The sequence below is a fragment of the Streptosporangium fragile genome (genome assembly GCF_039534445.1).
Lineage (GTDB): Bacteria > Actinomycetota > Actinomycetes > Streptosporangiales > Streptosporangiaceae > Streptosporangium > Streptosporangium fragile.
On record NZ_BAAAVI010000090.1, the window covers coordinates 1 to 18,949 of the forward strand.

The following is an 18,949-nucleotide window of genomic DNA, read 5'->3' on the forward strand; positions in this document are numbered from 1 at the left end:
CCAGCCATTACTGGAAACGCTGGCTCCAACATCACGAAATCAGGCTGTAGTACTAAGAGTCATTTGTCACACGGTAGGTGGGGCAAATCGTTCCTGCCATCTAATATCCATGCTTAATGATCAAGGCGTTGGTCAAGTGGGCTGCCCAAATGGGGGACCGCCCGATACAGTCGAACGCATCATGAGTTCCCGTCCGGTGCCGCTGCTCCCCCCGGCGCTCCGTGCGTTCCTGGTCCGCATCCCGTTCCTGGTGCCCGTCGTCCGCTTCCTGCGCCGCGGTCCCCTGGCGCGCGACCGCAACCTGCTCATCACCCTGATCGTGCTCACCCTCGCCCTGGGCGGGCTGGCCGCCGGAGTCTCCCCGGAGTGGTTCTCCCCGGCGCTCATGATCCCGATCACCCTCGTCGGCGGGCTCCAGCTCCGGCTGGCCAGCCTCGTCAAGCTGCTGTGCGCGGTCGCGGTCTCCCTTGTCTACGTGGCCGTGGTGCTCGGGGTGGAGCACATCGGGCCGGGCCTGCTGGCCACGTTCGGCTTCACCGCGGCGCTGGCCGCCCTGATGGCCCGCACCAGGGAGAAACTCGGGGTGCAGGGCCTGCGCGGCGACGCGATGCTGCTGGAACTGCGCGACCGGCTCAAGAGCCAGAGCGATCTGCCCGCGCTGCCCAAGGGCTGGGGCTCCAAGGTGGTGCTCAAGCAGGCCGGGGGTTCCTCCTTCGGCGGTGACTTCCTGGTCTCCATCCGCGAGGGCGACATGCTGGAGCTCGCCCTGGTCGACGTGTCGGGCAAGGGCGTCGACGCGGGCACCCGGGCGCTGATGCTCTCCGGCACCTTCGGCGGGCTGCTCGGCTCGGTCGCCGACTTCCTGCCCGCCTGCAACGCCTACCTGCACCGTCAGCGCGAGTCCGAGGGCTTCGTCACGGCCGTCCACGTCCGGCTCAACCTCGCCACGGGCGAGTACGCCATCACCTCCGCCGGCCACCCCCCGGTGGTCAAGTTCGAGGCGGGCGCCGGGACGTGGCGGGTCTCCACGGCCAAGGGGGTCGTCCTGGGCGTCGTCCCCGACCTGCACTGCGAGTTCGACCGGGGCATGCTCCGCAAGGGCGACGCCCTGATGCTCTACACCGACGGCCTGATCGAGCAGCCCGGCCGCGACATCGACGCCGGCCTCGACCGCCTGCTCGGCGAGGCCGAGCGCCTGGTGCCCTCCGGCTTCCGCGACGGCGCCCGGAATCTCGTCACATCCATGTCGGCCGGGCACAACGACGACTGCGCGCTGGTCCTCATCTGGCGCCCCTGACGGACCCGTCCCGCGGCCGCTCGGTCGCCCGCCCCGGGGGTCAGAGCCAGCCGGAGTCGCCGGCGATGCGGACCGCGTCGAGGCGGCTGCGCGCCTGGGTCTTGCACATGATCCGCGACAGGTGGTTGCGGACCGTTCCCACCGAGAGGAACAGCCGGTCGGCGATCTCGTCGGATCTGGCACCCTGGGCGGCCAGCCGGAGCACGTCGAGCTCCCGGCGGGTCAGCGGGTTCTCCGCCGACCTGAGCGCGGCCACCGCCAGCTCGGAGTCGACCGCCCGGTGCCCGGCCGCGATCCGGCGCACCCCGTCGGCCAGCTGCGCGGGGCCCACCTCCAGGCTCATGAAGCCGAGGGCGTGGACCGCGAAGGCCCGGCGGACCTGGCCGGGGCTGGGATCGCGGGCCAGCAGCAGCACCCCGCAGCCGGGCGCCTCCTCGTGCAGCCGCAGCGCCACGGTGAAACCGTCGGCGCCCGGCAGCTCCAGATCGACGACCGCGGTCTGCGGCGCGTGCCGCAGGACCGCGGGGACGACGTCGTCGCCGCGGGACGCCTCGGCCACCACCGTGAGGTCGGCCTCGCACTCCAGCGACGCCACCAGCCCGCGCCGGACCAGGGGCAGGTGCTCGGCAACCAGGATCCCAATCAAAACGCTCCTCTCTCGCCTTTCCCATCAAAGAGTGATCAGACGATCGCTCACTGTCAACGAAGTGTGTCCCTTTGGCAAGGTGTGCGCAACCGACTCGATCGACAAGCCCGTCCGGCGGCGGCGTGCGATCGTGATACTTCGGCTAATCTCTTATGGGGTATTGCCGGTGAAACCGACGGGGGTATGAACCTGTGAGCTGGCCCTTCGTGATCGGCATCGTCGTCTTCCTCGTGGGCCTGATGGTCTCGATCGCGCTGCACGAGATCGGTCATCTGGTGCCCGCCAAGCTGTTCGGCGTCAAGGTCACGCAGTACATGGTCGGTTTCGGCCCGACGATGTGGTCGCGGCGCAAGGGCGAGACCGAGTACGGCATCAAGTGGCTCCCGCTCGGCGGCTACATCCGGATGATCGGCATGCTGCCGCCCCGGCCCTCCGACGATCCCACCAAGCTCCGCTCGGTCTCCACCGGTCCCTGGCAGGGGCTGATCGACAACGCGCGCGAGGTGGCGCTGGAGGAGGTCCGCCCGGGCGACGAGAACCGGGTCTTCTACCGCAAGCCCTGGTGGCAGAAGGTCATCATCATGTCCGGCGGCCCGGCGATGAACTTCGTGCTGGCCTTCATCCTGTTCGGCGTCGTCCTGATGGGCTTCGGCATCGCGGTGCAGAAGAACGAGATCGCCTCCATCCCGCAGTGCGTGAAGACCGCCGCCGACTACGCCAAGAACCCCGAGTGCACCGCCGCCGACCGGCCCAGCCCGGCCAGCGCCGCAGGGCTGCGCCCGGGTGACGTCATCCTGTCGGTCGCCGGCAAGCCCACCGAGAGCTGGGAGGCCGCCTCGCGGGCCATCCGCGCCAACGGCGCCGGACCCGTCGAGATCGGGATCAGGCGAGCCGGCCAGGACCTCACCGTGAACGCCACCCTCATCGCCCAGGACCGCGAGTCGCTGGACGAGCCGGGCAAGATCGAGAAGAATGTCGGCTATCTCGGGGTCAGCCCGAAGATCGTCATGGAGCAGCAGAGCATCGGCGCCGTGGTCGAGCACATGGGCGAGCTGACCTCGGCCACCGCCGCCTCGCTCCTGCGTTTCCCCGAGAAGATGGTGGGCGTCTGGCACGCGGCCTTCTCCGGTGACGAGCGTGACAAGAACGGCCCGATCGGCGTCATCGGGGTCAGCCGGATCGGCGGCGAGATCGCCGCCTCCGCGGCCCCGCTGGAGAACAAGATCGTCATCTTCGTCAACCTGCTGGCGGGTTTCAACCTGGCGATCGGCCTGTTCAACCTGATCCCGCTGCTCCCGCTGGACGGCGGTCACGTCGCGGGCGGCCTGTGGGAGGGCGTCAAGCGCGGCTTCGCGCGCGTCACCCGCCGCCCCACGCCCGGTCACGTCGACATCGCCAAGGCGCTCCCGCTGACCTACGCGATCGCCTTCATCATGATCATCATGGCCGGTCTGCTGATGTACGCCGACCTGGTCAACCCGGTCCGTCTCTCCGGCTGACCCCGTTCCGCCGCGCCGCCGTACGTACGCCGACGCCGCGTGGCACCGTACGGTTCGTGCCGTCTCGTGCGGTTCGCGGCGCCCGGTACGGTGCCGCGCTCCCGTCGCCGCTCCGGTGCCCGGGGCCGGGCACCGGTCGCGCCCGCAGGCGTTAGGGTTGCGCCGTGGATGACGGGACGCCTGGAGCGCTGATCGACGTGGCGCTGTTCCGGCTACGCCGGATGTGGTCGCGGCCGCTGCGCCCGCGCAGGGCGGGGGAGTCGCAGCGCCCGGTGCAGATGTCGAACGTGATGGTCGTGCACGCCGTGCACAAGCTCGCCCTGGACGTGCCCGAGGTCACCGTGGGCGCCGTCGCCGAGCAGCTGGACGTCGATCCGTCCACCGCCAGCAGACTGGTCAACGACGCCATCGGCGCCGGGTTCGTCGCGCGGGAAGAGTCGGCGGTGGACGCCAGGCGGGCCCGGCTGGTGCTCAGCGACCGGGGCCGCAGGGTGCTCGACGCCGTCGTCCGGCACCGGCGGACCTACCTGGACGGGCTGATGGCCGACTGGGCCGAATCCGACCGCGAGACCTTCGCCCGCCTGCTCGCCCGCTTCGCGGAGGCGGCCGCGGCCCGCCCGGCGAACCTGGCCAACCTCGACCAGGTGATCGCCGAGGCGCTGGAGGGGCCCGCTACTCGCCGGTGACCCCGTCGATCCGCTGGCGGATGATGTCGGCGTGCCCGTTGTGCCGGGCGTACTCCTCGATCATGTGGACGAGGATCCAGCGCAGCGAGACGTCCTGGTCATGGCGCTGCCCCTTGCCGATGGTGTCCAGCGGCAGCCCCGCCGACAGCTCCCTGGCGTGCGCGATCTCCGCTTGCCACCTGTCGAAGGCGTGCTCGGCCGTGGGGCTGGTCTCCAGGGTGTCGAAGTCGCCGTCCGGGTCGTCGTCGGAGTAGTAGATCCCGACCGTGCCCTCGCCGTTGAGCACGTTACGGAACCAGCTGCGCTCGACGTCGGTCATGTGCCGGACCAGACCCAGCAGCGACAGCGTGGACGGCTCGGCCGCGCGCAGGCGCAGCTGCTCGTCCGTCAGTCCCGCGCATTTGACGGCCAGGGTCTCCCGGTGCCAGTCGAGCCACGCGTGCAGCATCGGGCCCTCGTCGGCGATGAAAGGGGGATCAATCCGAGTATCGGTCATGGTGTCCCATCCTTTCGGGCATCACCACCGCTGTCACGTCCTTTTTCCGCCACCGACCTCGTATTCCGCAGGCCCCGGAGCGCGGCGCGGATTCCGCCGGGACCGCCCGCCGAGGGTCGGGACCGCCCGCCGCCGGAGGCCGATTCCGCCCGTCGGCGGCCGGGTCCGGCCGCTCAGAACATCGAGATGTGCGGGTGGTCGTAGTGGTTGGCGGTGATGCCGCCGCGGTCGGACATGAAGCGCCAGCCGGAGCCGTGGTTGATGCGCTGGCGCCAGATCACGTACTTGACGCCGAGCTTGGCCCGGTTCTTGAGGGCCCAGGCGGAGATCTCGTCGCCGAGCTTGAGGTTGGCCGCGGTGGGCATCGCGCCGCCGGTGCTCATCATGAAGTCGCAGGCGCGCCCCAGCGGGTGCTCGCCGCCGTCGTTGGTGGGCCGGTAGCAGCCGACCGTGTACGGGAGGTCGAAGCGCCTCTTGATGGCGTCGCGCATGATGCGGGTCCGGTCGGTGATGTTGTCGGCGCCGGTGGGGAGCTGGGGAGCCCAGGTACCGTCGGCGCGGCGGCCGGAGCCCACGGGGACGAGCCGGTCGAGTTTGTCCTTGATGTCGTCGATCAGGTCCTCGGCCTCGTCGCGCTGGGACTGTACCTCCTTGGCCTCCTCCTTGATCTCGTCGGTGAGCCGGGCCGCCCTCTCGGCGGCCTGCTCCCTGCGGCCGAGGCTGTCGGCGAAGCCCTGCAGGTGGGCGCTCTGCTGGGCGGTGAGCTGCTCCATCACCGCGGCACCGCTCAGATCGGGGGCGAACAGCAGGGAGGGCAGGCTTCCCGCGCTGCTCTGGTAGCGCAGCTGGACGATGGAGTCGACCTCCTGCTTGGCCGCCGCGTACTCCTCCTCCGCCCGCTGCAGGTTCCTCTTGGCGACGGCTTCGGCCTTCTGTGCCTTCTGGAGCGACTCGCGCTTGGCCGCGTAGGACTCGATCAGCTTGTCGATCTTCTTGTTGAGCTTGGCCAGCTCGGCGCGGAGTTCGGCCTCGGTCGGCTTGGGCTCCGCGCTGCCCGCGGTGGGGGCACCGAGCGTGAACGCGGCTGCCGAGCCGAGGCAAAGGATCCAGACCGCATGACGACGGAACGTGGGGGACGGTGCCGCCACGACTCTCCTCTCCTTCCGCCTACCGGGTTAGCTGACGGGTTCGGGCTGGAGGAAGCCCTTCCACCGAAGTGGTTTCACCCCAGGTGCGGTGGTTCCCCGGCTCTCGGGCGAGGCGCCTGAGATTAGGCATATCAGCAGTTAGAGCTGATGTGGGAAGGATAGTAGTGGTAAACCGAAAGTCATGCGACTGCAATCCGAGACCAATAAGTGATCAATCCGTGACGACGGAGCGCAGAAGTTGTGCTGTCTCTTCGGGTAGCACATCGTTCACGAATGCTCCCATGGCCGACTCCGATCCGGCGAGATACTTCAGCTTGTTCGCCGCGCGGCGGATGCTGAAGAGCTCCATGTGGGCATACGCCAGGTCGCGGCCGACATTCACCGGAGCCTGGTGCCAGGCCGCGATGTACGGCATCGGCATGTCGAACAACCCGTCGAGGCGGCGCAGGACGTCGGTGTAGAGGGGGCCGAACGCCGCACGCTCGGCGGGCTCCAGACCTCCCAGGTCGGGCACCCGGCGGTGCGGGTAGAGGTGCACCTCGACGGGCCAGCGCGCCGCGGCCGGCACGAAAGCGGTCCAGTGCTCGTTCGAGGCGACGACCCGGACCCCCGCCTCCCGTTCGGCGGCGAGCACGTCGGCGAACAGGTTGCCGCCGGTCCGCTCCCGATGGCGCTCGGCCGCCCCGAAGGTCAGCCTGGTGCGCGGGGTCACGTACGGGTAGGCGTAGATCTGGCCGTGCGGGTGGGTCAGCGTGATGCCGATCTCCGCCCCCCGGTTCTCGAAGCAGAACACCTGCTCCACGCCCGGCATCGCCGACAGCTCGGCCGTCCGGTCGATCCACGCCTCCATGACCAGCTCGACCTGCTCGGGGGAGAGCCGGGAGAAGGAGGAGTCGTGCTCGGAGGTGAAACAGACCACCTCGCAGCGGCCGGCCCCCGGGCGGACCTCGCTCAACCCGCCGACCTGCCCGTACGTCCCCGGCTGGGCGGAGAAGGACGGGAAGCGGTTCTCGAAGACCACCACCTCGTACTCGGCGGACGGGATCTCGGTCGGGCGGCCGGGGACGGACGGGCACAGCGGGCACTCACTGGCCGGGGGTAGGAAGGTGCGGCCCTGGCGGTGGCCGGCCATCGCGATCCACTCCTCGGTGAGCGGGTCGTAGCGCAGCTCCGAGGCCGGCGGGCGGGGCGGCAGGTCGCGCTCGTCGACCGCGCTGCGGTCCGCGTCGTCCCGCCGGTCGAAGTAGAACAGCTCACGGCCGTCGGCCAGGTGGGTGATGGTGCGCTTCATCGGCTCAGGGTCTCGCTCTCCTGCTGCGGTTCTGTGATGATCAGCTCGCCCACCGCGGCGGCCAGCTCCTCGCGGGCCTCCTCCGGAAGGCCGGAGTCGGTGACCACGACGTGGGCCTCGGACAGCTCGGCGATCGTGCTGATCCCGACCGTGCCCCACTTGGTGTGGTCGGCGGGCACCACCAGCCGGTGCGCGGAGGCGACCAGTGCCCGGTTGGTCTCGGCCTCCAGCAGGTTGGGCGTGGTGAACCCGGCGCGGGTGCTCATCCCGTGCACCCCGAGGAACAGCGTGTCGACGTGAAGCCCCCGGATCGCCGCCACCGCGACCGGGCCCACCAGGGCGTCGGAGGGGGTGCGGACCCCGCCGGTCAGCACGACCGTGCGGTCGGCCCTGGGAGCGCGGTGGAAGACGTCGGCGATCCGGATCGAGTTGGTGATCACGGTGAGCTCCGGTACCTCCACCACGAAGTGGGCGAGCGTCCAGGTGGTCGTCCCGGCGGAGAGCGCGATGGCCGTGCCGGGGCGGACGAGCCGGGCGGCGTGCCGGGCGATCATCTCCTTCTCCGGCTGCTGGCGGCCCGACTTGGCGGTGAACCCCGGCTCCTCGGTCGAGCCGGGCCCGGCGACGGTGGCGCCGCCGTGCACCTTCTCCACCAGCCCGCGCTCGGCCAGGACCTCCAGGTCACGGCGGATCGTCATGTCGGATACGCCAAGCTCCCGCACGAGGTCGGCGACCCTGACGCCGCCACTGCTGCGCACCTTCTCCAGGATCACCTGCTGCCGCTGCTGGGCGAGCATCGGCCCCACTCCTTAATCCACCAGATTCCATCAAATTACCACAGGGGAGCTCGGTGAGCCTGTTGGGTAATGAGGGTTAACGTCTCACAGTTGCTCAAGCTCCCGGTGGATGTTCGCTCTCGCGGCGGTCTCCAGGTCCGCGACGTGGAAGATCGTCGGCAGCTCCAGCAGCGAGCGCAGCACGGCGGCCCGGCCCGCGCGGAAGGCGTCGTCGGGGACGAACCCGTACTCCTCGCGTACGGCGGCCGCGTAGGCGGCGTAGATCTCCGGCGGCGCCCCCAGGATCGCCAGGTCGGCGTCGGACAGCACGGCACCGTCCGCGTCACCGGGCGCCGGGTCGTGGGTGACGGTGAGCCGGACCAGCCGGGCCACCGTGGCCACGTCCGCCGGCGACAGTCCCATCTCCGGCAGCGCGCGCTCGGCCAGACGCGCGCTCCGCTCCTCGTTGTCGCTCCGCTGCGGGTCGTAGACGGCGTCGTGGAACCAGGCCGCCAGCCGCACCAGGTCGGGGTTGTCCGCATGGCCGGCGAGGGCGTCGACGTGGGACAGCACGGCCCGCAGGTGGGCGGTGGTGTGGTAGCGGCGGTGCGGTTCGGCGTACCGGGCGATCAGTTCCCGGCCCAGGTTCTCCGCGCCCGGACCGGCCAGGGAACACCAGAGGTCCATCAGATCTGCGCTCATGAGACGGAGCCTAAAACCATGGTCAGGACCGTGTGGGCGGGCGCCGGAGCGGTGAGTAACCGACCATGCGTCCGACCTGGGTTCTCCTCGTCCTGATCGCCGCCGCCGCGGCCTGCGGGAACGGGCCCGTCGCGACGACACCCCCGCCGCCCTCCCCGCCGAGCACGCCCGCCCCGGCACCGTCCGCCCTGGCCACCCCGGCCCCGGTGACCTTCGTCGAGGCCGCCGAGATCGTGGAGCGGGCCGTGCGGGGCCGGGTCACCAACCTGCAGTTGTACGGCCCGCAGCCGCCCGTCGTCTGGCTCGCGGAGGTGCTCGGCCGCGACGGGACGCTGACCGACCTGCGGGTGAGCGCCACCACCGGGGAGGTGTCCGGCAAGCAGGTACAGGACACCGAGGCCGCCGCCGGTGCCGCCCGGCTCATGGCCGCCGACCGGGTCGGCGCCTGGGGAGTGTGGCGGGCGACCTCCGGTGCGGTGCCGGGGTCCTGGATCACCGCCGCGGTGCTGGACGAGGAGCATGGCACGGTGGTGTGGGAGGTGGAGGCGGTCGATCCGGCCAGGAAGGTCAGGAAGATCGAGGTGAACGCCGCCACCGGCGCCGCGCGCGTCCTCCTCTAGGATCTCCCGCCTGGGCTCTAGGATCTCCCGTCCGGGCTCCGGGATCTCCCGTCCGGGCCCCGTCCGGCTGCGGGGACCCGGGGATCAGGCGCGCCGGCCCCAGAAGGCCAGCAGGCGGGTCTGCGGGTCGGTGCCGGAGGGTACCTCCTGGTGCGCGCCGACGGCTTCGGCCGGGCGGTAACCGTTCTCCGACTCGGCGAACCAGGCCGTGCACGCCTCGACCAGCTCCGGGTCGAGGCGCTCGTCGGCGCCGATGGCGCGGGCGAGGTCCCAGGTGTGGACGAGGGCGTCGGCGAACAGTTCGGCGATGTACTCCCGGCCGGGTACGTCGCCGAACGACAGGTGGGTAACGCAGGTCAGAGCCCCGTCGCCGCTCACGGCGTGCATGGCCGCCACGGCGGAGGTGTCGAAGGCCTTGATGGGATCGTCGTCGAGCAGGTCGCCCTCGAAGAGGTCACCGATCTCCGTGGCGGTCCGCCCGGCGAGCAGCTCCGGAGCCCCCAGGTTCTCCCTGACCACGTGGTTGACCAGGGCGCGCACGTCCCAGTCCACACACGGCGTGGGATTGCCCCACTGCTCGGGCCCGATCCGATGGACGAGGGCGCCGAAGTCCTCCAGGGCGCGGCGGTAGGCCTCGCGGACGTCGATGGTCATCATGCCCTCCCGAATGCCCTCCCGAGTCTCGTGTCGACTCTCATCTCGAACGTAACTCCCGGGCCGCCAGTAGTCATTGCGTCGGCGTACACGACCGGCGGCCCTCGCGTACGGGGCGCACGCGACCGCGGGGACTCATCCGGTGGTCGTCCTGACGTCCGTGAAGAGCCGTTCCCTGCCGTGGCGACCGCCCCACGCGCACCACGGTCCTCGCCCGGGTGGCCGCCGGGGCCGGGACCCTGTACGGGATCCGCGGAAACGGTGACACAACGGCGCGGTGAGCGTCCGGGGGCGGGCGAACCGCGCAATAGTGTCATGTATGGGGGGTGAATCCAGGCAGGAAGGCCTGCCGCACGGCCTGAAGCTGCTGCTCGGGCTGGCCGCCGCGGTCGTGACGGTGGCGGGGATCAAGGCCGTGAGCGACATCGCCGGGCCCGCGCTCCTGGCGCTGACGCTCACCATCGGGGTCAGTCCACTGCGCGCCTGGCTGCGCCGCCGAGGTGCCAGGACGTGGGTGCTGGTCACGGTCCCGCTCCTGACGATCCTGGTGCTGCTCGTCCTGCTCCTGGGTTCCCTGATCGTCTCGGTGGCCCAGCTCGCGATGCTGCTGCCCTCGTACGCCGACAAGTACCAGCAGCTGCTCACCTCCATCCTGCGGTCGATCGAGCACCTGGGGGTGACCCGGGAGCAGGTCAACGCGGCGCTCGCCAAGCTGGACCCCACCTCGCTGATCGGCCTGGTCCAGGGTTTCCTGGGCGGGCTGCTCGGCGTGGGTTCGGCGGTCCTGCTGCTGGCGCTGCTGCTGTTCGGGATGTGCCTGGACGCCCCCGTGCTGCACGACACGCTCCGCTCGCTGGCCGGCTCCCGGCCCCACCTGGTGGGGGCGCTGGACGGGTTCGTCAAGAGGACGTGCGACTACCTGGTCGTCTCCTCCCTCTTCGGGTTGATCGTGGCCGCGCTCGACGCGGTCGCACTGTGGATCATGGGAGTGCCGCTCCCGCTGCTGTGGGGGCTGCTGGCGTTCATCACCAACTACGTTCCCAACATCGGGTTCGTCATCGGGCTGGTCCCGCCCGCGCTGCTGGCGCTGCTCGAGTCCGGACCGGGCCTGATGATCGCGGTGGTGGTGGTCTACTCGGTGCTGAACTTCGTTATCCAGTCCCTGATCCAGCCCAAGTTCGTGGGGGAGTCGGCCGGACTGTCGACCACCGTCACCATCCTGTCGCTGGTCGTGTGGACCTACGCTCTCGGCGCCCTCGGGGCGATCCTGGCGGTGCCCCTGAGCGCCTTCGTCCGCGCGCTGCTCATCGACGCCGACCCGCGCAGCCGGTGGGTCGCGCCCCTGATCAGCGGCGAGCCGGTCACCGCGACCCCCACCGGGCGGGACCGGCCGCCGGAACCTGCACCGGGCGCGGCCGGGTCGGCACCGGCCGTGACCGGGTCCTCGCCGGGTACGGTCGGGTCCTCGCCGGGCGCGGCCGGGTCCTCGCCGGGCACGGCCGGTGACCGGGATCCGCGCCGCCCGGGTGGGTCTACAGCTCCTTGAGCGTCGCCTCGACCGCCCGGTGGAAGGTCGGGTAAGCGTAGATCATCTCGCTGAGGCGCCGTACCGGGATCCTCGCGTGCACGGCCAGGGTGAGCATGCTCAGCACCTCACCGCCCACCGGGCCCGCGCTGGTGGCGCCCACCAGGACGCCCTCCGCGGTGACGAGCTTGACGAACCCCTCGTTGCCGGCCTTGTGGATCCAGCCCCGGGTCGAGTCGGCGATGCGGGTGAGGGCGGTCCGTACCTGCAGGCCCTCCTGCCGGGCCTGGGCCTCCGACAGCCCGACCGAGCCGATCTCCGGGTCGGTGAAGGTCACCCGCGGCACCGCGTGGTACTCCGCCTCCTGCACGGGCTCGCCGAGGATGTCGTGGACCACGATGTTCGCCTGGTACATCGACATGTGGGTGAACGCGCCCTTGCCCGTTATGTCGCCCAGCGCCCACAGGCCCTCGGCCGCGCGCATCCGGCCGTCGGTCCGGATCGCGCGGGCCGACTCGTCGAGCCCGAACGCGCCCACGCCCAGCGCCGCGAGGTCCGAGCGCCGCCCGGTGGACACCAGCAGCCGCTGGGCACGCACGGCGGGCCCGTCGTCGGTCTCCACCGTGAACGCCGACCCGTCGTGGCCGACCCGCCGGGCCCTGGCGCCGGTCCGTACGGTGATCCCCTCGACCTCGAAGACCTTCCTGACCAGCTCGCTCGCCTCCGGCTCCTCCGGCGGCAGCAGCCGGTCGGCGCCCTCCAGGACCGTCACCGCCGTGCCGAAGCGGGAGAACGCCTGGGCCAGCTCGGCGCCGATCGCCCCGCCGCCCAGCACGATCAGGGACTCGGGGGCCTGTTCCGCCTCGATCGCGCGGTGGTTGGTCCAGTAGGGCGTGTCCCGCAGCCCCTCGATCGGCGGTACGACCGGCTCCGAGCCCGTGGCGACCACGATGCCCCGGCTCGCGCGGAGCACCTGCCCGTTCACGGTCACCTCGCCGGGCGCGGTGATCTTCCCCCGCCCCCGGAACAGCTGGACGCCCTTACCGGTCAGGCGCTTGGCGGCGACCTCGTCGTTCCAGTCGTCGGTGGCCTCGCCGCGGATCCGCCCGGCCACCTGGGACCAGTCGGGGGAGACCGACGAGCCGCCGGCGATCCCCGGAATGCGCCGGCCCTCGGCGAGCAGGTCCGCCGCGCGGATCATCATCTTGGACGGTATGCACCCCCAGTAGGGGCACTCGCCCCCCACCAGGTTCGCCTCCACGGCGGCGACCCGCAGGTCCGCCTCGGCCAGTCTGCCGGCGGCGTCTTCGCCCCCCGGTCCCGTGCCCAGCACGACGACGTCGAATTCCATGTCCTCAGCCTTGCCCGTCCGGGGCCCTACGGCAACCTCTGCTCGATCCAGACGATTTTCCCCTTGGGGGTCGTCCGGGAGCCCCAGCGGTGGGCCAGCCAGTTGATGAGGTGCAGGCCGCGGCCGGTGTCGCTGGTGCTCGACATCTCCCGCATGACCGGAGCGGCCGCGGAGCTGTCGGACACCTCGCAGACCAGCGTGGGACCGCGCAGCAGACGCAGCTCGACCTCGCCACTGCCGTGCTCGACGGCGTTGGTGACCAGTTCGCTGATCATGAGTTCGGTGTTGTCGCAGAGTGAGGAGAGCCCCCACTCGCCGAGCGTGGCGCGGGTGAAGCGGCGGGCCTGCGAGACGGAGCGCCGGTCGGCCGGCAGGGCGATCTCGGCGATCTCGCTGTCGGACAGCTCGTTCACCCGGGCCAGCAGCAGGGCGATGTCGTCGCGCTCGTGCCCCGGCCGCTGGGCGCCGATGGTGAGGTCGCAGGCCTCCTCCAGGTCCTGGTCCTGGCCGGCGAGCAGGCCGCGCAGGGCGCCGATGCCCTCCTCGATGTCCCGGTCGCGGCTCTCCACCAGGCCGTCGGTGTAGAAGGCGAGCACGGTGCCGTGCGGGAGCGTGAACTCGCGCATCTCGACCGGCTCGTTGCCGATGCCGAGGGGCAGGCCGGGCGGCAGCTCCAGCAGTTCGGTCTCGCCGCCGGGGCGCACCAGGATCGGCGGTACGTGCCCCGCGGACGCGATCGCGCACCGCCGCGTGACCGGGTCGTAGGTGGCGTACACGCACGTGGCGATCTGGCTGGCGTCCAGGTCCTGGCTCATCAGGTTGAGCCGGAACAGCACGTCGGCCGGGCTCAGGTCGAGGCTGGCGAGCGTGCGCGCGGCCGTGCGGAGCTGACCCATGGTGGCGGCGGCCCTGATTCCGTGCCCCATGACGTCGCCGACGACGAGGGCGACCCGGCAGCCGGGCAGCTGGATCACGTCGTACCAGTCGCCGCCCACCCCGACCAGGTCGCTGGCGGGCAGGTAACGGGAGGCGATCGTCAGGCCCAGCGGCTGGGACAGGTCGACCGGGAGCAGGCTGCTCTGGAGGGTCAGGGCGGTGCGACGCTCGCGGTTGTAGAGCCTGGCGTTGTCCAGGCAGACGGCGGTCCTGGCTGCGAGCTCCTCGGCCAGGTTCACATCGTGCTCGTCGAAGGGCTGGCTGGTGGGCCTGCGGGTGAAGATGACGAAGCCGAGCACCCGGCCGCGCGCCTTCAACGGCACCACCAGGAAGGAGCTGTCCTCCAGCACCTGGGAGACCGAAGTGCGCTTCCAGAACCGCCCGATCTCTTCGGCGGTCCGGCGGCCCAGCCGGGGGTAGAGGATCGGGTTGCCGGTGGCCATGCACCGGGCGTAGGGCGTCCAGGGGGCGTACGCGACGACCTCGTCGACCGGGAACGCCTCGGCGTACGTGGTGGGGGAGGCGTCGGCCACGCCGACCGCGATCCGCCGCACCAGCGCCGAGCCGTCGGTGGTGTGCTGCGGGAACTCGCCCTCGGTCACCAGCCGGTCCTGGACGAGGATGCCGGCCGCGTCGGCGAAGCGCGGCACGGCGACATCCATCAGCTCCCTGCCGGTCTCGAACATGTCCAGCGTGCTGCCGATGCGCTTGCTCGCGGCGTTGAGCAGGGAGAGCTGCTCGTGCATGGAGGCGGGACTGCCCATCCTGAAACCTGGCGCGGCGGGGTCCTTGGTGACGAAACGGGACTTCACTCGCTCCACCGGGGTGCGGGAACCGGCGTCCACCAGGTGGCCAGTTCGAGATCTTCTGCGATGGCGTTGGCGCCGTTGTAACCGGGTGCCGCGGAGACCGAGCCGCCGGGGTGGCTGCTGGCGCCGCACAGGTAGAGGCCGTCGATCGGGGTGCGGTACTGCCCGAGCTCGGGAACCGGCCGGTTGCCGCCCAGCTGGGACGCCTCGTACGCCCCCACGTGGTGGCTGCCGCGCACCATGTTGACGCAGTGGCGCTCGATGTCGAGCGGTGAGAAGACCCGCTTGCCGAGGACGGCGCCCCCCGTGAGGTTCGGGGCGTACTCGCTCCACTCGGCGAGCAGGCGCTCCCCGACCTCCTCGCGCCGGTCGTCCCAGTTCGCCGCGTCGCCGCCGAGGTCGTACGGGGCCCACGGCCACCAGAACGCCACGTGCTTGCCGTCCGGGGCGTAGGAGGGGTCGAACAGGGACGGGCACGCGCCGTTGCCGGCCAGCCGGTCGGGTAACCGGCCCTGGTGGATCTGGTCGAAGGTGCGGGTGAGCTGCTCGCTGTCGTCGGCGCCGAGCACGACGAGGAACGCCCGGTCGACGTCGGGCTCGAACTCGGCGGCTCGGTAGCGCGGCGGCTCGTCGAGTGCCAGGTGGAGGGTGACGAGGCTGTGCCCGGCCCACCGGTAGGCGGCGACCTTGGCCGCGATGTCCGCGCCGAAGTTCTCCGGCCCCGCCATCCGCACGGTCTGCGGGGCGTCCACGGCGCTGGCCACGAACCGGCGCGCGGTCAGGACGTCGCCGCCGGCCAACCGGACACCGGTGGCCCGGCCGTCGTCGACGAGGATCCGCTCCACGTGGGCGCCGGTGATCACGGTGCCGCCGTGCTCCTCGACGACGGCGCGCAGCGCGCTCGCCACGTTGCCCGCGCCGCCCACGGGCACGCCGAGCCGGGCGATGCGCGAGAGCAGGCGAGGGAAGAAGCCGCCGGTGCCCGGCACGTCCTCGATCGAGATCGCGTGTAAGAACGCCTTGAAGAGCACCCTGACCGGCTCGCTCTCGAAGTTCCTGTCGACGGCCTCGTACAGCGAGAGCGGCATGTAGCTCAGCAGGTCGCGGCCGAGGTCGCCCTTGAGACGCTCGGCGAGCACGGGCGGCGGCAGCGGCCTGGAGTACAGGAACCCGTTCATCAGGCTCCTGGCGGCCTCGGCGTAGCGCTCGTACAGCTCCAGCCAGCGATCGGCGTCGGCCGTGGAGAACCGGGCGAAGGACTCGGCGGTGCGCTTGGCGTCGGTGTAGACCGTGATCGCCCGGCCGTCCCGGAAGATCGTGGCGTGCTGGGTCTCGGGGTAGACGTATCGCAGGCCGTACCGGTGCAGCTCCAGGTCGGCGGGGACCGGACCCTCCTCCAGGAAGTGGTAGCTGCTGTGGGTGTTGTGCCGGAAACCGGGGAGGGTCAGCTCCTGGGTGGCGCACCCCCCGCCCGCCACGTCGTTGCGCTCGACGACGGCGACCGATAACCCCGCCTTGGCGAGGTAGGCGGCGCACGTCAGGCCGTTGTGCCCTCCGCCCACGACGACGCCGTCGAACTGCGACACGTAGCCCTCCCTCCCGGTCTGACTGCAGGTATAGGGAATTGTAAAGAATGATCTATATGGGGACCTCGTGTTTAACAGAGATTCCTCGATATTTCCACATGTACTGGGACTTAGTGGTGCGTATGAGGCGAAGCGGGCGGGGGCCTGCTCCCCGTCCCGCTCCGCGAACTCCTCCGAGGCCGGACCCTCGCCGCAGGTCGCACGGACCGGCCGCGGGCCCGCCCAGGTCTCCGGAAGACCGGTGGTCGGGCGCCCGGTGAGGCGCGGTTCACGCGCCGGGCAGGCCGGCCAGCGCGGTGTCGATGCGCTCCTGCGGGAGCGGGAAGTCCTCCATCTCCCCGGACAGGTAGCGGTCGTAGGCGTTCAGGTCGAAGTGCCCGTGCCCGCACAGCGCGGTCAGGATGACCTTCTCCTCGCCCGTCTCCCTGCAGCGCAGCGCCTCGGCGACGACCTCGGCCAGCGCGTGGGTCGGCTCGGGCGCCGGGACGATCCCCTCGGTCCGGGCGAAGCGCAGCCCCGCCTCGAAGCACTCCGTCTGGGCCCTGGCCACGGCCTCGAACATCCCCAGCTCGTACATGTGCGACAGCAGGGGCGACATGCCGTGGTAGCGCAGACCGCCCGCGTGGATGGGGTCGGGGATGAAGCCGTGCCCGAGGGTGTGCATCTTCAGCAGCGGGGTGAACCCGGCCGCGTCGCCGAAGTCGTAGGCGTAGGTTCCCCGGGTCAGCGACGGGCAGGCCTCCGGCTCGACCGCCCGGATCACCGGGTCCATCCGTCCGGCGAGCTTCTCCCGCAGGAACGGGAAGGTCAGCCCCGCGAAGTTGGAGCCGCCGCCCGCGCAGCCCACGATCAGATCCGGTGCCTCGCCGAACGCGGCCATCTGCTCGATCGCCTCCTCGCCGATCACCGTCTGGTGGAGCAGCACGTGGTTCAGCACACTGCCCAGCGCGTAGCGGGTCTCGGGATCGGACCCGGCCACCTCCACGGCCTCACTGATCGCGATGCCCAGGCTGCCCGGGGATTCGGGGTACTCGGCCAGGATCCCGGCGCCCGACGAGGTCACCGGGGAGGGGCTCGCGTGCACCGTCGCGCCGTACACGCGCATCAGGCTCCGGCGGTGGGGCTTCTGGTCGTAGGAGGCGCGGACCATCCACACCTCGCACTCGAGGCCGTACTGCGCGCACGCGAAGGCCAGCGCCGAGCCCCACTGACCGGCCCCGGTCTCCGTGGTCAGCCGCCTGATCCCCTGCCGGGCGTTGTAGTAGGCCTGCGGGACGGCGGTGTTGGGCTTGTGCGAGCCGGAGGGGGAGCCGCCCTCGTACTTGTAGTAGATGCGCGCGGGGGTGCCGAGAGAGCGTTCCAGCCTGCGGGCGCGGACCAGCGGGGTCGGCCGCCAGAGCCGGTAGACGTCCCGGACGCTCTCGGGGATCGCCGGGAACCGCTCGGCGCTGACCTCCTGCTCGATCAGCTCCGCGGGGAACAGCGGCGCGAGGTCGTCCGGCCCGACGGGCTCCGAGGTGACCGGATGGAGGGGCGGCGGGGGCGGGACCGGGAGATCGGCCACGATGTTGTACCAGTTGCGCGGGATCCGCGACTCGTCGAGCAGGATTCGGGTGGCCTCGGCCATCATGCGCCTCCACGGGATCGGATCCCTCAGTGTCGGATCCGTGACCCACCGTAGTCCAGCCCTGCCCGCCGGCCGGTTCCGGCGTCCGCCGATCCCCCGCGGCGCGATCGTCGCCCCGGCCGGGGGTCAGCGGGGACCTGGGGCGGGCCGCCCGAGCGCCGCGACGGCCAGGTGCCACGGGTACGCCTCGGCGGGGCCGCCGTCCGTCCCCGGGGCTCCGGGCTCGAACCCGCCGGGCCCGAACAGCACCCGCACGCCCTCGGCGCGCAGCGCCTCCACGCTCCGGCGGAACGGCACCCGCGAGGCGAGCGCGCCGTTCACGCACGGCATCACCACGACCGGGATGCCGAGACCGGGCGCCTCGGCCAGAAGCCCGAGGGCGTAGGTGTCGGCGATGCCCTGCGCGAACTTGTTGACGGTGTTGTACGTCGCGGGGGCGACGACGATCGCGTCGGCGCGCGGTGGCTTCGGCTCGTCCGGCTTGCGGGGGCGGCTGCGGACGGGCCGGCCGGTCCGCCGCTCCAGGTCGTCCACGTTGATGAAGTCCAGCGCCGCCGGCGTGGCGACGACCTGGACCGTCCAGCCTCTCTCCTGCGCCGCCGCCACGAGTAGGCCGACCCCTCCGGCGGGCCCCGCGGCGCAGACGATCACCTGCAGCAGGTTCGCGGCCCCCGTCATCCGGCCCCTCCCCTGCCCGCGGCACGCTCGCCGACGCCGGGAGGGAGGTCCGGGGCCAGGTCACCGGTGGCACCGGGCAGGAAATGGTGGAAAGCGTGCATCCCCTCAGTCTCGGCCGCCCCCGGAATCGTGGGCAACGCCGGGCTCCGGGAAGGGGTGCCTCGCCGAACCCGGGGCCGGGTGGGTTCCGCGCGAAAATCATCAGTCACATAACGACCGCAAATGCCGGACACCGTCGGGGAAAGCCGGGGAGAAGCGAAAAGGCCAGCCCGCCCAACTGGGCTGACCTGGCCTTTCGTCATTCGAGAGCGGACGACGGGAATCGAACCCGCGTAGCCAGTTTGGAAGACTGGGGCTCTACCATTGAGCTACGTCCGCGCGAGACGGCGTCAGTCTGGTCTAGACTTCATCCGTTCGTCAGGGCGTAAGCGTACCGGAGTTCCGGAGCGCACGCGTACTCGACCGACCGGGGTGTGGCGCAGCTTGGTAGCGCACCTGCTTTGGGAGCAGGGGGCCGCAGGTTCAAATCCTGTCACCCCGACACGTGGGAGGGCGGGGCCGTCTCCGGTTTCCGGAGGCGGCCCTCTCCGTTCCGCCGGGAGTCCGTGTCCGCCGGACGGCG

General features: G+C 71.3%; 17 protein-coding genes, 2 tRNA genes and 1 riboswitch. Of the genes, 6 read left to right on the forward strand and 13 right to left on the reverse strand.

The features are described from left to right. Positions 1-181: 181 nt before the first annotated feature. Positions 182-1,297: a PP2C family protein-serine/threonine phosphatase gene (locus ABD841_RS36105; RefSeq protein ID WP_344981135.1), complete on the forward strand. Its 1,116-nt coding sequence runs from the start codon at positions 182-184 to the stop codon at positions 1,295-1,297. A gap of 40 nt (positions 1,298-1,337) precedes the next feature. Here the strand turns inward: ABD841_RS36105 and ABD841_RS36110 are convergent, their stop codons facing one another. Beyond that, positions 1,338-1,943, reverse strand: a complete 606-nt coding sequence (locus ABD841_RS36110; protein WP_344981136.1) for a LuxR C-terminal-related transcriptional regulator — start codon at positions 1,941-1,943, stop codon at positions 1,338-1,340. 191 nt (positions 1,944-2,134) lie between these two features. Between ABD841_RS36110 and ABD841_RS36115 the strand changes: the two genes are divergently transcribed. After that, the gene (locus ABD841_RS36115) at positions 2,135-3,442 is read left to right on the forward strand and encodes a M50 family metallopeptidase (RefSeq protein ID WP_344981138.1); all 1,308 of its coding nucleotides are present in this window, start codon (positions 2,135-2,137) and stop codon (positions 3,440-3,442) included. Positions 3,443-3,606: 164 nt separating this feature from the next. Beyond that, positions 3,607-4,128 (forward strand): MarR family winged helix-turn-helix transcriptional regulator, encoded by a 522-nt coding sequence (locus tag ABD841_RS36120; protein ID WP_344981140.1) that lies wholly within the window; start codon positions 3,607-3,609, stop codon positions 4,126-4,128. Here the strand turns inward: ABD841_RS36120 and ABD841_RS36125 are convergent. The 5 genes from ABD841_RS36125 to ABD841_RS36145 all read right to left on the reverse strand — a co-directional run bounded on the left by ABD841_RS36125 (position 4,115) and on the right by ABD841_RS36145 (position 8,541). Beyond that, positions 4,115-4,624 carry a DinB family protein gene (locus tag ABD841_RS36125; protein ID WP_344981142.1) on the reverse strand — a complete coding sequence of 170 codons (510 nt, stop codon included), beginning with the start codon at positions 4,622-4,624 and terminating at the stop codon, positions 4,115-4,117. The genes ABD841_RS36120 and ABD841_RS36125 overlap by 14 nt on opposite strands. Before the next feature lie 173 nt (positions 4,625-4,797). Continuing rightward, entirely contained in the window at positions 4,798-5,772 is a 975-nt protein-coding gene (locus ABD841_RS36130) for a coiled-coil domain-containing protein (protein ID WP_344981144.1), read from the reverse strand. A 2-nt stretch (positions 5,773-5,774) separates the two neighbouring features. Next, a riboswitch (cyclic di-AMP (ydaO/yuaA leader) is annotated at positions 5,775-5,911 on the reverse strand. Positions 5,912-5,983: 72 nt separating this feature from the next. After that, on the reverse strand, positions 5,984-7,063 hold the full coding sequence (gene galT, locus ABD841_RS36135) for a galactose-1-phosphate uridylyltransferase (RefSeq protein WP_344981146.1): 1,080 nt from the start codon (positions 7,061-7,063) through the stop codon (positions 5,984-5,986). After that, on the reverse strand, positions 7,060-7,860 hold the full coding sequence (locus ABD841_RS36140) for a DeoR/GlpR family DNA-binding transcription regulator (RefSeq protein WP_344981147.1): 801 nt from the start codon (positions 7,858-7,860) through the stop codon (positions 7,060-7,062). The genes galT and ABD841_RS36140 overlap by 4 nt, the downstream gene beginning before the upstream one ends. Positions 7,861-7,944: 84 nt before the next feature. Then, positions 7,945-8,541, reverse strand: coding sequence for an HD domain-containing protein (locus tag ABD841_RS36145; RefSeq protein WP_344981148.1), 597 nt, complete (start codon positions 8,539-8,541; stop codon positions 7,945-7,947). A gap of 65 nt (positions 8,542-8,606) precedes the next feature. Here ABD841_RS36145 and ABD841_RS36150 point away from each other — a divergent pair, with 65 nt between their 5' ends. Then, a complete protein-coding gene (locus ABD841_RS36150) occupies positions 8,607-9,161 on the forward strand; it encodes a PepSY domain-containing protein (protein WP_344981149.1) in 555 nt (184 codons plus the stop codon). A gap of 84 nt (positions 9,162-9,245) precedes the next feature. On the opposite strand, the gene ABD841_RS36155 is transcribed toward ABD841_RS36150, so the two are convergent. Next, positions 9,246-9,815, reverse strand: a complete 570-nt coding sequence (locus tag ABD841_RS36155; RefSeq protein ID WP_344981150.1) for a TIGR03086 family metal-binding protein — start codon at positions 9,813-9,815, stop codon at positions 9,246-9,248. Positions 9,816-10,134: 319 nt separating this feature from the next. Here ABD841_RS36155 and ABD841_RS36160 point away from each other — a divergent pair, with 319 nt between their 5' ends. Further along, the gene (locus ABD841_RS36160) at positions 10,135-11,361 is read left to right on the forward strand and encodes an AI-2E family transporter (protein WP_344981151.1); all 1,227 of its coding nucleotides are present in this window, start codon (positions 10,135-10,137) and stop codon (positions 11,359-11,361) included. Here the strand turns inward: ABD841_RS36160 and ABD841_RS36165 are convergent. The 6 genes from ABD841_RS36165 to ABD841_RS36190 all read right to left on the reverse strand — a co-directional run bounded on the left by ABD841_RS36165 (position 11,348) and on the right by ABD841_RS36190 (position 18,705). Then, on the reverse strand, positions 11,348-12,691 hold the full coding sequence (locus ABD841_RS36165; protein ID WP_344981152.1) for a dihydrolipoyl dehydrogenase family protein: 1,344 nt from the start codon (positions 12,689-12,691) through the stop codon (positions 11,348-11,350). The genes ABD841_RS36160 and ABD841_RS36165 overlap by 14 nt on opposite strands. Positions 12,692-12,717: 26 nt before the next feature. Beyond that, entirely contained in the window at positions 12,718-14,439 is a 1,722-nt protein-coding gene (locus ABD841_RS36170) for an ATP-binding SpoIIE family protein phosphatase (RefSeq protein ID WP_344981154.1), read from the reverse strand. After that, positions 14,436-16,022 (reverse strand): phytoene desaturase family protein, encoded by a 1,587-nt coding sequence (locus tag ABD841_RS36175; RefSeq protein ID WP_344981156.1) that lies wholly within the window; start codon positions 16,020-16,022, stop codon positions 14,436-14,438. Before ABD841_RS36175 ends, ABD841_RS36170 begins: the two co-directional genes overlap by 4 nt. Positions 16,023-16,290: 268 nt before the next feature. Beyond that, positions 16,291-17,649 (reverse strand): TrpB-like pyridoxal phosphate-dependent enzyme, encoded by a 1,359-nt coding sequence (locus ABD841_RS36180; protein WP_344981157.1) that lies wholly within the window; start codon positions 17,647-17,649, stop codon positions 16,291-16,293. 126 nt (positions 17,650-17,775) lie between these two features. Next, complete coding sequence (locus ABD841_RS36185; protein WP_344981158.1) at positions 17,776-18,327, reverse strand: flavoprotein; 552 nt, start codon at positions 18,325-18,327, stop codon at positions 17,776-17,778. 307 nt (positions 18,328-18,634) lie between these two features. Beyond that, a tRNA-Gly gene (locus ABD841_RS36190) sits at positions 18,635-18,705 on the reverse strand. 89 nt (positions 18,706-18,794) lie between these two features. Between ABD841_RS36190 and ABD841_RS36195 the strand changes: the two genes are divergently transcribed. Next, positions 18,795-18,868 (forward strand) — tRNA-Pro (locus ABD841_RS36195). The last annotated feature ends 81 nt before the right edge of the window (positions 18,869-18,949 follow it).

Bases quoted from the DNA above. Each gene is read 5' to 3' on its own strand.
- galT (WP_344981146.1), bottom strand. From the start codon at position 7,063: ATGAAGCGCACCATCACCCACCTGGCCGACGGCCGTGAGCTGTTCTAC.
- ABD841_RS36125 (WP_344981142.1), bottom strand. From the start codon at position 4,624: ATGACCGATACTCGGATTGATCCCCCTTTCATCGCCGACGAGGGCCCG.
- ABD841_RS36180 (WP_344981157.1), bottom strand. From the start codon at position 17,649: ATGGCCGAGGCCACCCGAATCCTGCTCGACGAGTCGCGGATCCCGCGC.
- ABD841_RS36150 (WP_344981149.1), top strand. From the start codon at position 8,607: ATGCGTCCGACCTGGGTTCTCCTCGTCCTGATCGCCGCCGCCGCGGCC.
- ABD841_RS36105 (WP_344981135.1), top strand. From the start codon at position 182: ATGAGTTCCCGTCCGGTGCCGCTGCTCCCCCCGGCGCTCCGTGCGTTC.
- ABD841_RS36165 (WP_344981152.1), bottom strand. From the start codon at position 12,691: ATGGAATTCGACGTCGTCGTGCTGGGCACGGGACCGGGGGGCGAAGAC.
- ABD841_RS36155 (WP_344981150.1), bottom strand. From the start codon at position 9,815: ATGACCATCGACGTCCGCGAGGCCTACCGCCGCGCCCTGGAGGACTTC.
- ABD841_RS36160 (WP_344981151.1), top strand. From the start codon at position 10,135: ATGGGGGGTGAATCCAGGCAGGAAGGCCTGCCGCACGGCCTGAAGCTG.
- ABD841_RS36145 (WP_344981148.1), bottom strand. From the start codon at position 8,541: ATGAGCGCAGATCTGATGGACCTCTGGTGTTCCCTGGCCGGTCCGGGC.
- ABD841_RS36140 (WP_344981147.1), bottom strand. From the start codon at position 7,860: ATGCTCGCCCAGCAGCGGCAGCAGGTGATCCTGGAGAAGGTGCGCAGC.
- ABD841_RS36185 (WP_344981158.1), bottom strand. From the start codon at position 18,327: ATGACGGGGGCCGCGAACCTGCTGCAGGTGATCGTCTGCGCCGCGGGG.